The sequence below is a fragment of the Mycobacterium sp. 852013-51886_SCH5428379 genome, assembly GCF_001665575.1.
Lineage (GTDB): Bacteria > Actinomycetota > Actinomycetes > Mycobacteriales > Mycobacteriaceae > Mycobacterium.
Genome location: NZ_LZSU01000013.1, coordinates 1 through 16,505, shown reverse-complemented (window position 1 = coordinate 16,505; position 16,505 = coordinate 1). Strand labels below are relative to the sequence as shown.

General features: G+C 69.7%; 13 protein-coding genes. 1 reads left to right on the top strand and 12 read right to left on the bottom strand.

Annotated features, from left to right (window positions below; genetic code table 11):
• Window positions 1-63: 63 nt before the first annotated feature.
• On the bottom strand, window positions 64-786 hold the full coding sequence (hpf, locus tag A5757_RS04380) for a ribosome hibernation-promoting factor, HPF/YfiA family (protein WP_066829119.1): 723 nt from the start codon (window positions 784-786) through the stop codon (window positions 64-66).
• Window positions 787-1,085: 299 nt separating this feature from the next.
• A complete protein-coding gene (locus tag A5757_RS04375) occupies window positions 1,086-1,700 on the bottom strand; it encodes a ComF family protein (RefSeq protein WP_066829007.1) in 615 nt (204 codons plus the stop codon).
• 88 nt (window positions 1,701-1,788) lie between these two features.
• Here A5757_RS04375 and A5757_RS04370 point away from each other — a divergent pair, with 88 nt between their 5' ends.
• On the top strand, window positions 1,789-3,102 hold the full coding sequence (locus A5757_RS04370) for a DUF2252 domain-containing protein (RefSeq protein WP_066829005.1): 1,314 nt from the start codon (window positions 1,789-1,791) through the stop codon (window positions 3,100-3,102).
• Window positions 3,103-3,117: 15 nt separating this feature from the next.
• Here A5757_RS04370 and lpqB read toward each other — a convergent pair whose 3' ends face one another.
• The 10 genes from lpqB to A5757_RS04325 all read right to left on the bottom strand — a co-directional run bounded on the left by lpqB (window position 3,118) and on the right by A5757_RS04325 (window position 16,428).
• Window positions 3,118-4,881, bottom strand: a complete 1,764-nt coding sequence (lpqB, locus tag A5757_RS04365) for an MtrAB system accessory lipoprotein LpqB (protein WP_066829003.1) — start codon at window positions 4,879-4,881, stop codon at window positions 3,118-3,120.
• The gene (mtrB, locus tag A5757_RS04360) at window positions 4,878-6,548 is read right to left on the bottom strand and encodes an MtrAB system histidine kinase MtrB (protein ID WP_066829001.1); all 1,671 of its coding nucleotides are present in this window, start codon (window positions 6,546-6,548) and stop codon (window positions 4,878-4,880) included. Before mtrB ends, lpqB begins: the two co-directional genes overlap by 4 nt.
• A 22-nt stretch (window positions 6,549-6,570) precedes the next feature.
• Window positions 6,571-7,257, bottom strand: coding sequence for a two-component system response regulator MtrA (gene mtrA / locus A5757_RS04355; protein WP_066828999.1), 687 nt, complete (start codon window positions 7,255-7,257; stop codon window positions 6,571-6,573).
• 79 nt (window positions 7,258-7,336) lie between these two features.
• Window positions 7,337-7,924, bottom strand: a complete 588-nt coding sequence (locus A5757_RS04350) for a dTMP kinase (protein WP_231983887.1) — start codon at window positions 7,922-7,924, stop codon at window positions 7,337-7,339.
• Complete coding sequence (locus tag A5757_RS22670; protein WP_231983883.1) at window positions 7,833-10,475, bottom strand: AMP-binding protein; 2,643 nt, start codon at window positions 10,473-10,475, stop codon at window positions 7,833-7,835. The genes A5757_RS04350 and A5757_RS22670 overlap by 92 nt, the downstream gene beginning before the upstream one ends.
• Before the next feature lie 2 nt (window positions 10,476-10,477).
• A complete protein-coding gene (locus A5757_RS04345) occupies window positions 10,478-11,542 on the bottom strand; it encodes an ABC transporter ATP-binding protein (RefSeq protein ID WP_066828997.1) in 1,065 nt (354 codons plus the stop codon).
• Window positions 11,535-13,073: an iron ABC transporter permease gene (locus A5757_RS04340; protein ID WP_066828995.1), complete on the bottom strand. Its 1,539-nt coding sequence runs from the start codon at window positions 13,071-13,073 to the stop codon at window positions 11,535-11,537. Before A5757_RS04340 ends, A5757_RS04345 begins: the two co-directional genes overlap by 8 nt.
• A 3-nt stretch (window positions 13,074-13,076) precedes the next feature.
• Window positions 13,077-14,102 (bottom strand): iron ABC transporter substrate-binding protein, encoded by a 1,026-nt coding sequence (locus A5757_RS04335; RefSeq protein ID WP_066828994.1) that lies wholly within the window; start codon window positions 14,100-14,102, stop codon window positions 13,077-13,079.
• 92 nt (window positions 14,103-14,194) lie between these two features.
• Window positions 14,195-15,013 (bottom strand): GAF domain-containing protein, encoded by an 819-nt coding sequence (locus A5757_RS04330; protein WP_066828993.1) that lies wholly within the window; start codon window positions 15,011-15,013, stop codon window positions 14,195-14,197.
• A 101-nt stretch (window positions 15,014-15,114) separates the two neighbouring features.
• The gene (locus A5757_RS04325; RefSeq protein WP_066828991.1) at window positions 15,115-16,428 is read right to left on the bottom strand and encodes a lipase family protein; all 1,314 of its coding nucleotides are present in this window, start codon (window positions 16,426-16,428) and stop codon (window positions 15,115-15,117) included.
• Window positions 16,429-16,505: the final 77 nt, after the last annotated feature.

The following is a 16,505-nucleotide window of genomic DNA, read 5'->3' as shown; positions in this document are numbered from 1 at the left end:
ATACGCAAGAACCCCGCGACGCGGTGGTCGCGGGGTTCTCGTGTCCGAGCAGTGGGCGCGGAATCAGCCGGGCGGCTCCGTCAGCCGGATGATGCCGTAGTCGTAGGCGTGGCGGCGGTAGACCACCGAGGCCCGATCGGTCTCCTTGTCGTGGAACAGGAAGAAGTCGTGACCGACGAGCTCCATCTGGGACAGCGCGTCGTCGACGGTCATCGGGGTGGCGGGGTGGTCCTTGACGCGGACGATGCGGCCGGGTTCGTGATCGTCGAGGACCGCCCCGTCGACAGCGGCGCCGTCGATCCGGGTTTCCTCGTCGACGGGTGCGGGTGCGGACTCATCGAGCATCGCGGTGAAGGCGGTCGCCTCGGCCACCGAGACGGGACGCTTGTCCCCGTAGTGGATCTTGCGGCGGTCTTTGCTGCGACGCAGCCGGTTCTCGAGTTTGCTCACCGCGGCCTCGAAGGCGGCGTAGAAGCTCTCGGCGCAGGCCTCGCCGCGCACGACGGGTCCGCGACCGCGCGCGGTGATCTCGACGTGCTGGCAGTTCTTGCGTTGACGGCGATTGTTCTCGTGGTCGAGTTCGACGTCAAAGAGATAGATGCTGCGGTCGAATCGTTCGAGCCGCGCGAGCTTCTCGGCGACGTAGGTGCGGAAGTGATCGGGGATCTCGACGTTGCGGCCCTTGACGACGACGTCGGCCGAGCCACCTTCGGTGGAAGAACGCTCGGGGTCGACCACTCTGTCCATGACGGCAGTGCTGTCGGATTCGATGGAATGGGTTGACATACTGTGCAACTCGTTTCTCTTGCGCATCGCACGCCGGTGGCGTGCCGGGACCAATCACGAGACGCGCCGATGAGAGTGCGGTCGAGAAAACGGAGGCCGCAGCCCACCGGCGCAAGGTGTCGAGTACTCACCTCCTACCGTTGTGCGGCGAAGTGGCGCTTCGTGCTGAGCGCCCACCGTGGAGTTCACGGCTGGTTAAGGCCGACGGTAGTCGTTGTTCACGCGGTCGGCCAGTGATTCCCGGACCTGTTTCGAGTTCTTCACGCCGGTTTGATCCCGAGGTAATCGACGGCCGTAGATCATGCGTACGCGAGGGTGAGGACTGCGGGAACCTCCGCGCCGGCGGTTTGCAGCACCCGGACCGATTCGGCGGCCGTCGCGCCGGTGGTGATGACGTCGTCGACCAGCAGCACCACCCGGCCGGGCGGCGCCGTCAGCCGGATGCGGCCTGCGATGTTGCGCTCCCGGTCGGTGACCGACAGACCCACGGAATCCCGGGTGAACGGACGCGTGCGCAGCGCGGGGATCACCTTCCGCCCGGTCGCTCTGGCGATCCGCGTCACCGGGTCACCGCCGCGGCGGCGCGCCGCGAGGAACCGGGTGGGCGCGGGCACCAGTGCGACCGCGCCGTCCACGATTCCCCAGGTCGCCAGGTGTGTCAGCGCCTGCCGCAGCGCGGGTGCGAACACCGCGGCGAGATCACTGCGGCCGTGCTCCTTGAGTTCGACGATCGCGCGACGGCGCGGCCCCGCGTAGCGGCCCAGGGCGAACACCGGGACGCCGGGATCGATCCGTGGGATGACGACGTGCGGCTGATCGTCGCGGACCGCCAGATCCCCGGCGCAGCTGCCGCACCAGGAGACCCCGGGTGCGCCGCAACCCCCGCATTCGCGAGGCAGCACCAGATCGAGCACGGGGCCAGTGTCGCGCGGGGCTCCGACAACTCGCAGGGAGCCGACGGCCGAAGGGCGTGGAACCGGATGCCACGGGCAACACTGCGGCATGCGCACCGGCAGCGAACGCGAATCCTTCATCGTCGACAGCCTCGTCGACGCGTTCTCGGATCTGATGGCGGCGGACCCTGATGCGTTCCGGACCAAGTTCCGCAAGATGGCCGCCGACCCCTTCGCGTTCTACCGGGGCAGCGCCTGCGTGTTCTACGCCGACGTGGCCGCGCGGCCGGACCGGTGGGCCGACGAACGCACCGGGCGGGTCTGGATCCAGGGTGATCTGCACGCCGCGAACTTCGGCACCTACATGGACGGCTCCGGCGTGCTGATCTTCGACGTCAACGATTTCGACGAGGCGTTCGTGGGGCATTTCACCTGGGACCTGCAGCGGTTCGTGGCGAGCCTGGCGCTGCTGTGCTGGCAGAAAGCGCTGTCGGACGAAGAGATCGCAGCGCTGACAACGACTTTCGCACACGCATATGTCGATCAGGTGCGGTGGTTCACCGAGCATGACGCCGACGCGTCGTTCGCGCTGAATCTGCAGACCGCGCGCGGCGCGGTGCTGGCGGCGCTGCAGTCGGCGAGGATGTCGACCCGCGCACAGATGCTCAACCGCATGACGGTGGTGGATGAATGGGACCGCCGCTTCCGCGATCTGCCCGGCGTCCGCAGACTCGACGACGCGGAGCGGGACAAGGTGGAGGAGGCCTTCGGGCGCTATCTGCAGACCATCCCGCGACCGAAGCAGTTCCACGGCATCACCTACGACGTCAAAGACGTGATCGGCAAGACGGGGTTCGGCATCGGCAGTGCCGGCCTGCCCAGCTACACCGTGCTCATCGAAGGGTTCAACCAGGCGCTCGACAACGACGTCGTGTTGTCGATGAAGCAGGGCAACGTGGCCGCGCCCAGCCGCATCGTCGACGACCGCGAGGTCCACGAGTACTTCCAGCACCACGGCCATCGCACCGCGGTCTCACAGCGCGCCCTGCAGGCGCACGCCGACCAGCTGCTCGGATATACCGACATCGACGGCACCGGGTTCGTCGTCAGCGAGATCTCGCCGTACGAGGCCGATCTCGACTGGACCGAGTTGACCGAACCCGCCGAGCTCGCCGAGGTGGTCGAGCAACTCGGGCGGGCGGTCGCCAAGGTCCATTGCGTCAGCGACTCCGACAGCGACCAGTCGCTCGTCCCGTTCCAGACCGAGGACGCGATCGTCGCGGCCATCGGCGACGGCATCGACGAATTCGTCTCGGATCTGGTCTCTTTCGCGCTGGAGTACGCCGTGGTGGTGCGCGACGATCACCGGCACTTCGTCGAGGCGTTCCGCGCGGGCCGGATTCCGGGCGTCAGCGCGACGTGACGGGCACCGGGCGCGTCAGCCGGGCAGCACCGGCAGCGTCCCGGGCGTCATCAGCGGCCGCACCTCGGTCCACGACGGAACCCCCTCCGCGGTCGCCGCCGACAGCTGCACGACCCCCCGGGCGTCGGCGACGTAGACGGTCGACGGGTTGGCGGCCACAGTCGTCACCGGCATCGCGAGGTTGCTGCTGGGGCCGTCGGAGTTGACTCCGTCGAGGTTGACGTAGGACACCGGGTGCTGGGAGTCCTTGCGGCTGACCACCACATCGTCGCCGGTGCGCCAGGACAGCGAGACCACACTGTCACCCAGACCGAATCCGAGCCGGCGCGGATATGTCAGCGCGTACTGGCCGCCGGGCATCTGTTCCACCGAGGCGAGAATGACCTGTCCGACGATCACCATCGCCGCGCGGGTGCCGTCGCGGGACAGCTGCAATTCGGTGATCGGGCCGGGGAACTTGGCGGCCACCGGCGCGGTGTCGACGGGAATCCGCGCGGCCTGGCCGGACGCGTCCTGCAGGACCCGGACGACGTTGTTGCCGTCGACCACCACCCACACCGCGTCCTCGAGCGACCAGCTCGGCCGGGACAGGTTGCGCGCCTGCAGCGCCTGGGCGGCCGGGCCGCCGAGGGGACCGATCCACAGCGTTGCCGACACGTCGGGGGCGCCGGGCCGCTCGACGACCACCGAGGCCGCGTCTTGACCGCTGCGCGAGATCGCCGCCGACACCTGGTTGGGCGCCTCACCGAAGGATCCCGACACCCGGGGCGCCCGCTGCCCGTCCAGCGACACCAGCGAGCCGCCCATCAGCGCGTGCAGACCCGCCGCGGCGCCGGGGAAGGCGCCCGGATCGGTGGCCGCGACGTCGGAGGTCTCCCACCCGTCGGCGAAGCGGTCGTCGAGCGGCGCGCCGTCGGCGTTGAGCACATAGGGTCCGTTGATACCGGCGCGGTTCAAGGTCCAGATGATCTGGGCGGCCAGCAACTGCCTGCTGTGCGGATCGGTGGTCGACAGGTTCTCCAGATCGACACGCGCCCCGCCGTATCCGCGGCCGATGCCGGTCTTGCCGCCGTCGGCGCGCGTCACCGGACCGCGCAGCCCCAGTGGCGACCCGACGAGGTTTCGGACGGTGTTGAGCATCTCCGGCCGGGGTCCGGCGATGAGCTTGCTGACCAGTTCGGTCGCCAGCTGGTCGGGATCGGAGACCGCGACGTAGCGCGGATCGGGGACCACGGTGGTTCCGGTCGGGTCGACGAAATACAGCGTATTCCGCTTGTAGGTGGCCTGGAATTGCTGCCAGTCCAGGAACACCCCGTTGGGCAGGCGGTCGATGCGCCATCCGTCCGAGGTCTTGATCAGCTCGATCAGACCGGGGTCGGGCAACGCGCCCTCACCGGTCTCGAACACCCCCACATCCGACAGCGAGCCGAGGATGTCGGCGCGCATCTGCACCGAGACGCGTTCGGCGCCGCGGGTTTCCACAAACACCACGCGGTCGATGAGCAGTGCGCTGCCGGCGTCGTCCCATCCTCTCGAGGCCGATTCGGTGAGGAACTGCCGCGCGGCGAGGTGGCGGTTGGCGGGATCGGCGGTGGCCTTGAGGAATTCGCGCAGCAGCACGTCGGGATCCATGCCGGGCGTCGGTTTCGGCAGGCTCGGTGGCGCAGGCCGCTCGACGGTGCCGATCGCCTGCGGCGCAGAGGAACTCGGCACCCCGGCACAGGCGGATGCGGTCACCGCGAGCACCAGCAGCAGGACCGCCGCCAGCAGGCGTCTCACACCTTCTCCTCGGCGGGTTGGCGGTCCCGGGCGGAGCGCCCCGGTGACGCGTCGGGAACGGTCGGCTTGAGCGGCAACGGGCTGGTGGTCACCTTGTGGCCGCGCACCAACGGCAGGGTGAGCCGGAAGCAGGCGCCGTTGCCCGGTTCGCCCCAGGCCTCGAGCCGGCCCTGGTGCAGGCGGGCGTCCTCGATGCTGATCGCCAGGCCCAGACCGGTGCCGCCCGAGCGGCGCACCCGGGACGGATCCGATCGCCAGAAGCGACTGAACACGAGCTTCTCCTCACCCGGGCGCAGCCCTACGCCGTAATCGCGGACCGTCACGGCGACGGTGTCCACGTCGGCGGCGACGCGGATCTGGACGGGTTTGCGCTCGGCGTGGTCGATGGCGTTGGCGATCAGATTGCGCAGGATGCGTTCCACCCGACGCGGATCGACCTCGGCGATCACCTCGTTCTCCGGTTGATCGACGATGAGGTCGACGCCGGCGTCCTGCGCGAGATGCCCGACGTTGTCCAGCGCACTGCGCACGATGGAGCGCAGATCCACCGATTCCACGGACAACTCGGCGACACCCGCGTCGTGCCGGGAGATCTCGAGAAGATCGGTGAGCAGCGTCTCGAACCGGTCGAGTTCGTTGACCATCAGCTCGGTGGACCGCCGCAGCCCCGGGTCGGGGTCGTCGGTCGAGTCGTGGATGTGGTCGTAGATGAGGTCGGCGGCCATCCGCACCGTCGTCAACGGTGTCCGCAGTTCGTGGCTGACGTCGGAGGTGAAGCGGCGCTGCAGATTTCCGAACTCCTCGAGCTGGGTGATCTGGCGTGACAGGCTCTCGGCCATGTCGTTGAAGGACACTGCGAGACGGGCCATGTCGTCCTCACCGCGGACCGGCATCCGTTCGGTGAGGTGGCCTTCGGCGAAGCGTTCGGCGATGCGCGAGGCGGACCGCACCGGCAGCACGATCTGGCGGGCGACGAGCAGGGCGATTGCGGCGAGGAGACCGAGCAGTACGACGCCGCCGGTGGCCATGGTCCCGCGCACCAGCGCGATGGTGGACTCCTCGTTGTTCAACGGGAAGATGAGGTACAGCTCGAGGTTGGTGACCTGGGACTTGGACGTGGAGGTCGGGCTGCCGACGATGAGTGCCGGACCGGAGAAACCGTCGGTGGTGACGGTGGCGTATTGGTAGCTGACCTGACCGGCTTTGACGAAGTCGCGCAGCGCCTCGGGGACCTGGCTGACGGGACCGGCGGCGGTGGCCGCGCGGGGGCCGTCGCCGGGCACCACCAGGACCGCGTCGTAGGCGCCGGCCAGACCCGCACCGGCGTCGGACTTTCGGTCGATGAGCGTGTTGCGCGCCAGCTGCAGGCTGCTGTCGAGGGAACGGGTCTCCTCGCCGCTGACGATGCCGCCGACGGTGTTGCGGGCCTGTTCGATCTCCTCGGTCGCGGCCTTGACCTTGATCTCGAGGATGCGGTCGGTGATCTGGCTGGTCAGCACGAAGCCGAGGACCAGAATGACGGCGAGGGAGAGCCCCAGGGTCAGGCTGACCACCCGCAGTTGCAGCGAGCGTCGCCACGCCAGACTCAGCGCGCGGCCGAGCACACCCAGCCCGCGCACCAGTGGCGCCGACCGCCGGTGGATGCGCCGCCTGGACCCCCAGATCACGGCGACCGGTCCACGGCTGGTGTCACGGAGGTCCGGCCTTGTATCCCACTCCTCGAACGGTCAACACCACCTGCGGATTCTCCGGGTCCTTCTCGACCTTGGCCCGGAGGCGCTGGACATGCACGTTCACCAAACGGGTGTCGGCGGGATGCCGGTAGCCCCACACCTGTTCGAGCAGCACATCTCGAGTAAACACCTGGCGCGGTTTCCGTGCCAGCGCCACCAGCAGGTCGAACTCCAGTGGCGTCAGCGAGATCTGCTCCCCCAGCCGCGTGACCTTGTGGGCCGGAACGTCGATCTCGACGTCGCCGATCGACAGCATCTCCGCGGGTTCGTCCTCGTTGCGCCGCAGCCTGGCACGAACTCGAGCTACCAGCTCTTTGGGCTTGAACGGCTTCATGACGTAGTCGTCGGCCCCGGATTCCAGGCCCAGCACGACGTCGACCGTGTCGGTCTTGGCGGTCAGCATGACGATGGGGACGCCGGAGTCGGCGCGCAGCACCCGGCACACGTCGATACCGTTCATCCCGGGCAGCATCAGGTCCAACAGCACCAGATCCGGGCGCAGTTCGCGCACGGCGGTGAGCGCCTGGGTGCCATCGCCCACCACGGCGGTGTCGAAACCCTCTCCGCGCAGGACGATGGTGAGCATCTCGGCCAGCGACGGGTCGTCGTCGACGACCAGGATCCTTTGCCTCATGGTGTCCATGGTGTCACCAGATCGCGATAAAACGCGGCTACCACGCAGGGCGTTTCGCGTTCGGGCTTGCGGAGGGTTCCAGTGGCGGTCAGCGCCCGGTCAACTCGGCGGCCAGCGCCGCCGGGTCGACGTCCGGTCCGGCGACCTTCCAGCCGCCTGCCCAGCCCGCGGCAGCCAGCCCGGTGTAGACCGCGGCGGTGCGTCGCTGCAGACCGTCATCGCGCTCGTAGGAGTCACGGGCCCGGTCGGATTCCTGTTCGGCACGGCGTTCGGCGCGTTCGGCGGCCAGGGCGGTGGGCACGTCGAGCAGGATCTGCCAGTCGGCCACCGGCAGGAGGAGCCGATCGAACTCCAGCGCGCGCACCCACTCGACCGCCTCCCCGTCGGCGTCCTGATGCAGCCGGGCCGCGGTGTAGGCCGCGTTGGAGGAGACGTAGCGGTCGAGGATCACCACGTCGTACGCGGCCGACAGGTGCTCCATCTCGTCGCGGGCGCCGGAGCGGTCCAGAGCGAACAGCACCGCCATCGCGTACACCGAATCGGCGAGGTCACCGTGTGCACCGTGCAGCGCTTCGGCGGCGAGATCAGCGGTGATCGACCGGTGGTAGCGGGGAAACGCCAGCGTCGCCACCGACCTGCCGGCGCCCTCGAACGCCGCCCGCAGTCCGTTGGTCAACGTCCGTTTGCCGGCCCCGTCGACGCCCTCTATCGCGATGAGCACGCGGCGAGCGTAGCGGGGTCAGGGCGAGACCGGTTCCGGCGGCACGCCGACGGCGCAGGCCCGCGATCACCGACGACAGGAGCACACCGACGGCCAGCGCGCAGGTCACGCCGACCAGGGGGTGACCCTCGAAGAGCGGGTAGACCTGGAAGTGCGTCAGATAGGTGTAGAGCGACGCCTCCGCCAGCACCCCGGCCGCGGCCACCGTCCAGCGGGGACAGCGCAACGCGGGCAGCCAGATCAGCAACAGCACACCGGTGAGCACCAGCATCTCGCGCACACCGTCGCCGAAGTATCCGGTCAGACAGACGACCATGACCGCACTCACGACGGCGCGTTCGACGGTAGTGCGCGCCCTGGCCGCGGCCCAGCCGGCGGCGAAGAACCACAGGGCCGTGTAGGTGAACCAGGCCTGCTGCCCCAGCTCTAGCCCCAGGACGTCGTATCGCAGCGCGACGCCGCCGGCCAGGAACACCGCGGCGAAGACGAACGGCGCGCGGCGTTCCCACCGGTCGACGGCGGGGATCGCACACAGCAGAGTCAGCGCGATCAGCGTGTACACCAGGACCTCGATGAACCACAGTCGACCCGCGGTCATACTGTCGTGGGGACCCAGGATCTTGTTGGCCAGCAACAGGTTCGACGCGTGGTAATCGTCGGAGAACGTCATGACGAGCGCGATCCACGCGATCGACGGCAGCGCGATCCAGGCGATGGTCGTGCGCAGCCGGCGAATCCGTTCCGGCCGTGGCCCCGCGAACAGCCCGAAGCGCGCGAAGTTGTAGCCGGCCACGGCGAGCAGGACATGGGCGCCGCCCCAGAGTTCGAACAACTCGGCGTGGGAGCCGACGATCAGCACGATCGCCAGGGCGCGCAGCAGCACGCTGGTCTCGACGGTTCCGGACAGCAGGCGGGAAGACGGAGCCGCCGCGGTCGCCGTCTGCCGTTCCAGGTCTGCCACCGGCACGTCCGGCCAGCCGGACGGCAGTCGGCCGAGCAGACTCTGCAGCCGCACCGACATCGTGACGTAGTTCAGCGACGTTCCGCCCAGTGCGGTGAACGTGGCGTCGGGCCGGATCTGCCCGGGGTCCAAGTGCAACACGTCGGCGAACAGCCGGCGGATATCGGTGTCGCTCGGCTCCGATGGCTCGGCCGCGGCTGCTGCCGCCCGCACCGCCGCATGATCCGGCTTGCCCGACGGCAGCATCGGCAGCTCGTCCACCGGCACCACGGTGACCGCATCGGCGGGGACACCCGCGGCCTCGGCTGCGAGCGCACGCACGCGGGCGGCGTCGGGTGCCGTGGTGGGACTGCCGGCGACGGCGACCAGCAACCGCCGGCCGTCGTGGGTGCACTGCGTGTGCACGTCGGCCTGTCGCAGCAGGGCCTCCACGCGTTGCAGGTCGACGCGTAGGCCGAACAGTTTGACGAAGCGGTCCCTGCGGCCGATCACCTCGTAGAGCCCGTCGGGGCGGCGCCGGCCGACGTCACCGGTGCGCAGTTCGGTCACGGACCGGCCGAGCGCCAGATCGTCGCGCTGCTGCGCGTAGCCGAGCATCACGTTGGGTCCGCGGTAGACCAGCTCCCCCACCCCCGGATCGGCCCACCCGTCGATCGGCGCGACGTCGAACTCGCCACCGGGGATCGGACGTCCGATCGACGTCGGGTCGGTGCGCGCGCGGTGCGGCGGCAGATAGGCCATCCGCGCCGTCGCCTCGGTGGCGCCGTACATCACGAACAGGTCCCAGCCCCGGGCTGCGCCCAGATCGGCGAAGCGCCGCACCCGGTCCGGCGCCAGCCGGCCGCCCGCCTGGGTGACGTAGCGCAGATCGGGCAGGGACATGGTGTCGAAGCCGGTCCGGTCGAGCAGATCGAAGGTGTAGGGCACCCCGGCCAACGAGGTGGCCCGGTGCTGGACGAACAGTTCCCAGAACCGCGGATCGATCACGGAGCGGTCGGACAGCAACAGCCGCGCCCCACGCAGCAGATGGCTGTGCACCACTGACAGGCCGTAGCAGTAGGACATCGGCAACGTCGTTGGCGCACAATCGTTCTCGTCGATACTCAGATAGCTCGCGATGGCTTCGGTGTTGCTGAGCAGATTGTCGCGGGACAACCGGACCAGTTTCGGGGAACCGGTGCTCCCCGAGGTGCTCAGCAGCAGCGCGAGATCGTCGTGCAGCCTCGCGGTGGGCTCCCCGAGCACCACGATGTCGCCGTCGCGCGAGACCGTTGCGTCGGGTCGGTAGGTGGCCACGATGGCATCGGCGTGACGGTCGGGCGGCACCGGCAAGGCGACGTGCCGGCCGGCCAGCGTGGCGAGATAGGGCACCAGAGTCCCGATCTCGTTGCGGGTCTCGATCAGGACCAGTCTGCGGCGCGGACCGAGCGCCTCGGCCGTGGCGGCGACGCGGTCGGCGAGTTGGCGGTAGGTCAGCTCGACCTCGGGGGCGATGATCGCGGGCCGGTCGCCGAATGCGGCGAGGTGGTCTATGAGAGTCGCCACGGTCAGTCTTCTCCGGTCACCGGCGGGCGCTGCGGGTAGGCCAGCACGGGGCCGTCCACGGCGACCCCGACCACGGAGCCGTCCGCGTGGCTGACCGCACCGGCCACCGTCCGCGCGTCGAGGTGCTGTCCGTCGGCCAACCGGACGCGGACAACGGAGTCCGGGCCGTAGAAGCGACGGGCCGCCACCGTCGCGGTGGTGCCCTCCCCGGGCGGTACGAGGCGCAGCTGCTCGGGCCGCAGTACGACGACGACCGGCCCCTCGGGGACCGACAGGCGCACGGGCGTCGTTCCGAGCGCACTGAGCACCGTGCCGTCCCGGCACTCACCGGTTATCTCGACGGTGGTTCCGACGAATCGGGCGGCGGCCAGTGTCGCGGGACGATCGTAGAGCTCCACCGGTGCGGCCTGCTGGACGACGGTGCCGTCGATCAGCAGCGCCACCGAGTCGGCGAGCGACAGCGCCTCGGCCTGGTCGTGGGTGACGAGGACGGCAGTGGTGCCCGCGATCCGGAGCACCTCGGCGATCTCCTCCCGCACCCGCACCCGCATCCCGGCGTCGAGCGCGGCGAAGGGCTCGTCCAACAGCAGCACGCGGGGCTCGGCAGCCAGTGCGCGGGCCAGCGCCACCCGCTGCTGCTGACCGCCGGACAGCTGGTGTGGACGGGCATCGGCGAACCCGTCCAGGCCGACGAGATCGAGCCAGCGTCGCACGGTCTTCGCCTTGTCGGCGGCTCCGGCACGCGGCAGGCCGAATGCCACGTTGTCCCCCACGCTCAGATGCGGGAACAGCGCGCCCTCCTGCGGCATCAGGCCGACGCGCCTTCGGTGTGCGGGGACCACGCGGTTGGGCGTCGCCACCGACTGTCCGGCGATCAGGACCTCACCGGCGTCGGGATCCTCGAATCCGGCGAGGATCCGCAGCAACGTGGTCTTCCCGCAACCGCTCGGTCCCAGAACGGCGGCAATGGTCCCTGCCGGAACGTCGAGATCGACTCCGGCCAGCACGGTGCGGGCGCCGAAGGATTTCCGCACGCCCACCGCCCGCACACCCGACGGCTCAATCACTGCGCACGTCCCGCCAACCGGAACTCCACAGCCCGAGCACCGCGGTCGGCAGCGCGGCGAAGGCCACGAGTGCGACCGCGTAGGGCGCCGCCGAGGCGTAGTCGCTGATCGAGCTGAAATCCCACAGCCGGGTGGCCAGGGTGGCGGTGCCGGTGGGCCGCAGCAGCAGTGTCACCGGCAGTTCTTTCATCGCCGTCAGCAGCACGAGGGCCGTGCCCGCGGCGATGCCGGGGGCCGCCACGCGCGCCGTCACCGCGGTGAACGCACGCAGCGGTCGACGCCCCAGGGTGCGCGCCACCTCTTCGAGGCGGATCGGCGCGGATTCCACCGCGGCGCGGGTCGATCCCACCGCCAGCGGCACCAGAAGTACGGCGTAGGCGGCGATGAGCAGTGGCGCCTCCTGATAGATGGGGCGCAGCAGCACCACTCCCACAGAGACCATCGAGATCCCGACGACGATGGCGGGTAGACCGTGCGCGATGTAGCTCCCGCCCTCCAGCACGCGGGTGGCACGGTCGCGGTATCGGGCCGCCAGGACACCGAGGGGCAGCGCGGCGACCGTGCACACCGCGGCGGCGCTCGCCGACAGCCACACGGTGGCGCCCAGGGCCGCCGCCCACTCGCCGGCGTCCCAGCGCGGCCCGACGCCGCGCAACCACTGCGAGAGCTCCCATGCCGGGACCCCCGCCGCGGCCACCAACACCGCGGCCGGCGCGAGCGCAGCCACCGGCCACCATCGTCCCAGCCGGCTGACCGGCGCCGGGCGGGGCGTGCCACCGCCGATCCGCGCCGCGGCGACCCGGCCGCGGGCCCGGTTCTCGGCGACCACCAGCGCGACCGCGAACGCGAGGAGCACCAGCGACAGCACCGCTGCGCGGGCGGGATTGAACCCCGACCGGTACGCCCCGAAGATGACCCAGGTGAACGCCTCGTAGCGCATCGCGGCCACCGCCCCGAAATCGCTGAGCACGTACAGCGCGACCAGCAGCGCGCCCGCGGCGATCGCGGCGCGGGCCTGCCGCAGGGTGACCCGGAAGAGCACCGCCACACCGCCGAGGCCCAGCGACCGCGCCACCTCCTCCTGTGCGGGGTCCACCCGCGTCAGCGCCGCCACGGTGGTGAGCATGACGAGGGGGAAGCTGACCAGGGTGAGCACCAGCGCGGACCCCCAGAAACCGGCGACCGCGGGCACCGCGGACACCCAGAGATAGGCCAGGAGATAGCTCGGCATGGCCAGCGGCAGGGTGAGGATCACCGCCAGCGGGCGGCGGCCGGGCAGGTCGGTGCGGGTCACCAGGACCGCCATCGCCACGCCGATCAGCACGCAGGCCGCAGTCACCGTCCCCACCAGCGCCAGCGAGCGAATCACCAGATGCAGGGTCCGGGCTTGGAGCAGCTCGTCGACCACGAACGACCAGCCGCGCTCGAGGGCGCGCTCACCCAGGTAGACCAGCGGCAGCAGCGTGACCGCGACCACCAGCACAGCGGGCACCACCAGAAGCAGCGGCGCCCGGGTGCGTGCTGTGCGCACGACCTACTTGGTGAGGAGGCCGGTGGACACGAGCATCTCCTGGGTGGCCTCCAGGTCGTCGAGGTCGGACAGGTCGACCGCGGGCGGCTGCAGGCTGTTCAGCGGAGGCATGCCGTCCTTCGACGCGACACCCGCGACGAGGGGATATTCGTCGGTCTCGTTCGCGAAGTACTCCTGGGCCGACGTCCCGACCAGGTAGGCCGCGAACTTCTGGGCCTCCGCCGGATGGGGGGCGGTCTTGAGGACGCCGACGCCCGCGACGTTGACGAGTCCGCCCGGGTCACCCGGCGCCATGAAGCGGTTCTCGGCGGTGACCGCCTCGGCGCCCTTGGAGTCGATCAACTCGTAGAGGTAGTAGTGGTTGGCCAGCCCCAGCGGGATCTGCCCGGAATCCACGGCGTCACGGATGGCGACGTTGTTCTCATAGGCGCGCGGCTCCTGGGCCTTGAAGGCGCGCAACCACTGTTCGGCGCCGTCGTCGCCGCGGATGACGCGCAGACCGGTCACGAACGCCTGCCATGACGCGTTGCTCGGGGCGAATCCGATCTTGCCCTTCCACTCGGGCGCGAGGAGACCGTCGATGGTGTCGGGGGCGTTCGGGGCCAGCGTCGGGTTGAACACGATGACCCGCGCTCGGCCGGACACTCCGAGCCAGGTGCCGTCGGCGGCCGAGTAGGTCACCGGCACCGCAGCGAGCGTGTCGGGGGCGATCGGCGCGAACAGACCGGCCTTCGAGACCGCTCCCAGCGCGCCGGCGTCCTGGGAGAGGAAGACATCGGCTGGGGACCGCTCACCCTCGGTGAGCAGCTGCGCCGCGAGCTCACCGGAGTTGGCGTAGCGGGCCTCGACCTCGATGCCGGTCTCACTGCTGAACTTCTCGATCAGCGGAGCAATCAGTTCCTCGCTGCGGCCCGAGTAGACGACGAGCTTGGACTCGTCCTCGCCGCCGCTGTCAGAACACGACGACAACGAGAGCGCGGTTGCGGCAGCGGCTGCCACACCGATCACCCGCACGATTGAAGGCCACATCCGGCGAGTTCCTTCCGAGATCACCGGCCGCCGATACGACCGGAGCGTGGCCTGAACCTACCCGAGAAGGTAAGCCTCACCAACGTCGGGGATCAGGCGGAGACGGCTTCTTCAGCGGAGGCCGCGGCCGCCTCGTGCACGGCGGCCACGAGGGCGGGCAGCACGGTGGCGTCGTACCACCGCAACCACTGCGCGCAGGAATCGGCGTGGCCGTGCAGCATCTCGATCGCGAATGGGTCGATGTTCGGATGGCGGGCGCCGAACACGACGGTCACCGCGCCCCGGTTGGTGCCGTCCTCGTCGCACATGGGCACGGCCAGTTCGGCGCGGACGCCCTCGGCGGCCAACACGGCCTGATCGCCGAGGCTGTAGAGCGGGGAGACGGACACGTCGTCGACGCGGACGACCTCGCATCGCGCGGTGGCGCGACCGGCCGCGGAGCCGCCGTCGTCGACGTAGCTGAAGTGGTGGCGATACTGCTCGCCCAGTCCGGCGTGCCCCTCGATGCACAGGCCACCGTGCATGGCGTCCTTCACCTGGACCACGGCACCCTGGGCGCCGGTGAGTTCGAGCGCGGTGGTGGTGAGATCGGCGAGCACGTCGGACGGATGGGGCCGTCCGCCGCGGCCGCGAAGGGAGAAGGAGAGCGCGGGAGCGGCGGGCGCCTTGCCCACGGGGATCGCGGCGCCGTCGAGCACCGCGGCCGACAGCTGCCGCAGCTTGACGCCCGACCGACGCGACACCCGGTACAGGGCGTCGAAGGCGTTGTCCGGGTTGGTGATTGCGTGCTCATCCTGAAGTCGGGCTACCGCGGCGCGAACGCTGGCGTGCGAGATCAGATTCACCCCGGCCACCCACGTCGTCGCCGAGTCGTGGTCGTGGTTCTGATCATCGCCGCGGAATCCGCTCATCGTTCGCCTCTCGTCGGGGAGTGTGAGCGTTCTTTACCCCAGGCGTGATTCGGCTAACCGCGTCCCAACGCGACCGTCAGATCCGCGTCAGGTTCGGCGACTCAGAATCGTCCGCAGTTCGGCGCGGTCGGCACACCCTTGAAGCGGTCGGCGATCCACTGCATCGCGGGTTCACCGTCGACCAGCATGGGCAGACCGTGGTTGATCATGGCCTTGTTCAGGAACGGCGGTTGCTCGTTGGTGCGCGCCTCGATGTCGGCGCCCTGTGCGCACCAGTCACGCCCCATCTGCATCGCCGCCGCCCAGGGCACCAGCGGATCGAACCGGTTGGCGTTGATCAGTACCGGCGCATTGGGTTTCGTGCGTCCCAGCTTCTGTTCGTCGAACAGTGACGAGAACGGCTCCTGCCGAACGACGGCGAGGATGTCCTCGTTGAAGTAGGGCTGCAGGCGGCGGAACATGAATTTTGTGAGCGTCTCGGCGACGCACTGATCCTGCGTCTTGAACAACAGGTCGGCGCCCCGTGGGGTGAGCTTCGAGCGGATCGCCGCCTCGTGTTCCGGATAGGCGGCGATGACACCGTTCAGGGCGTAACCCACCGCACCCACCAGCATGCTGCCGTCGATGAACGGGAACAACGCCTTCAGGTCGGCCGGCGGCGCCCCGGCGTAGCTGCCGACGATGTCGAGTTCAGGGGCGTAGGACTCGGCCATCTCCGCCGCCGACGCCGCCGCACCCCCGCCCTGCGAGTACCCCCAGAACGCCACCGGACCGTCGGGGGCCAGTGATGTGTCCGGCAGGTTCTTGGCCGCGCGCGCCGCGTCGAGCATCGCGTGCCCCTGCGACACCCGGTTCGCGTAGGTGTGCAGCCCCGGGGTGCCCAGGCCTTCGTAGTCGGTCATGACGATCGCGAACCCGCGCGCCACCATCGTCGCGACGAACAGCTCCTCGTAGTTGAACGCGATGTCGAGGTACGGGGACCAGTGGATGCCCTGATTGAACTGCCGCGACGGCGCGCACTGGTCGGCCTGGCCCTGAGTGCCCGGACCGTAGACGATCAGCGGTCGCGGTCCCGGATGCGGCCAGGGGTTGTGCGGTTCGAAGTAGGTGCCGGTGACGACGTTCGGCTTGTCACGAGCGTCGTTGCTGCGGTACATGATTCGCGTACCCTCGGCCATGATCATGCCGAGCTGCCCGGACGGCTCGAGCACGAGGCGCGACGGCTCCGTGCGCACCAGATCGCCGGGTTCACTCGGCGGCAGCGGATCCGGTGGCGTGTAGAACGCCTGGTATTCGTCCTCGTTGAAATAGGGATGGTGCTGGTCGACGGTCGGGTCGTCGGCCGCTGCGGGCGCGACCCCGGTGGTCAAAACGAACACGACCGCGACGAACAACCCGCAGAAGCCCCGTCCCACGCGTTTCTCCTATGTCAAGCCGCTGCCGTTTGGCAAGGCTTTGCTCGGTTGTTGTGGTCGGTGTGGAGGTGTCCGAA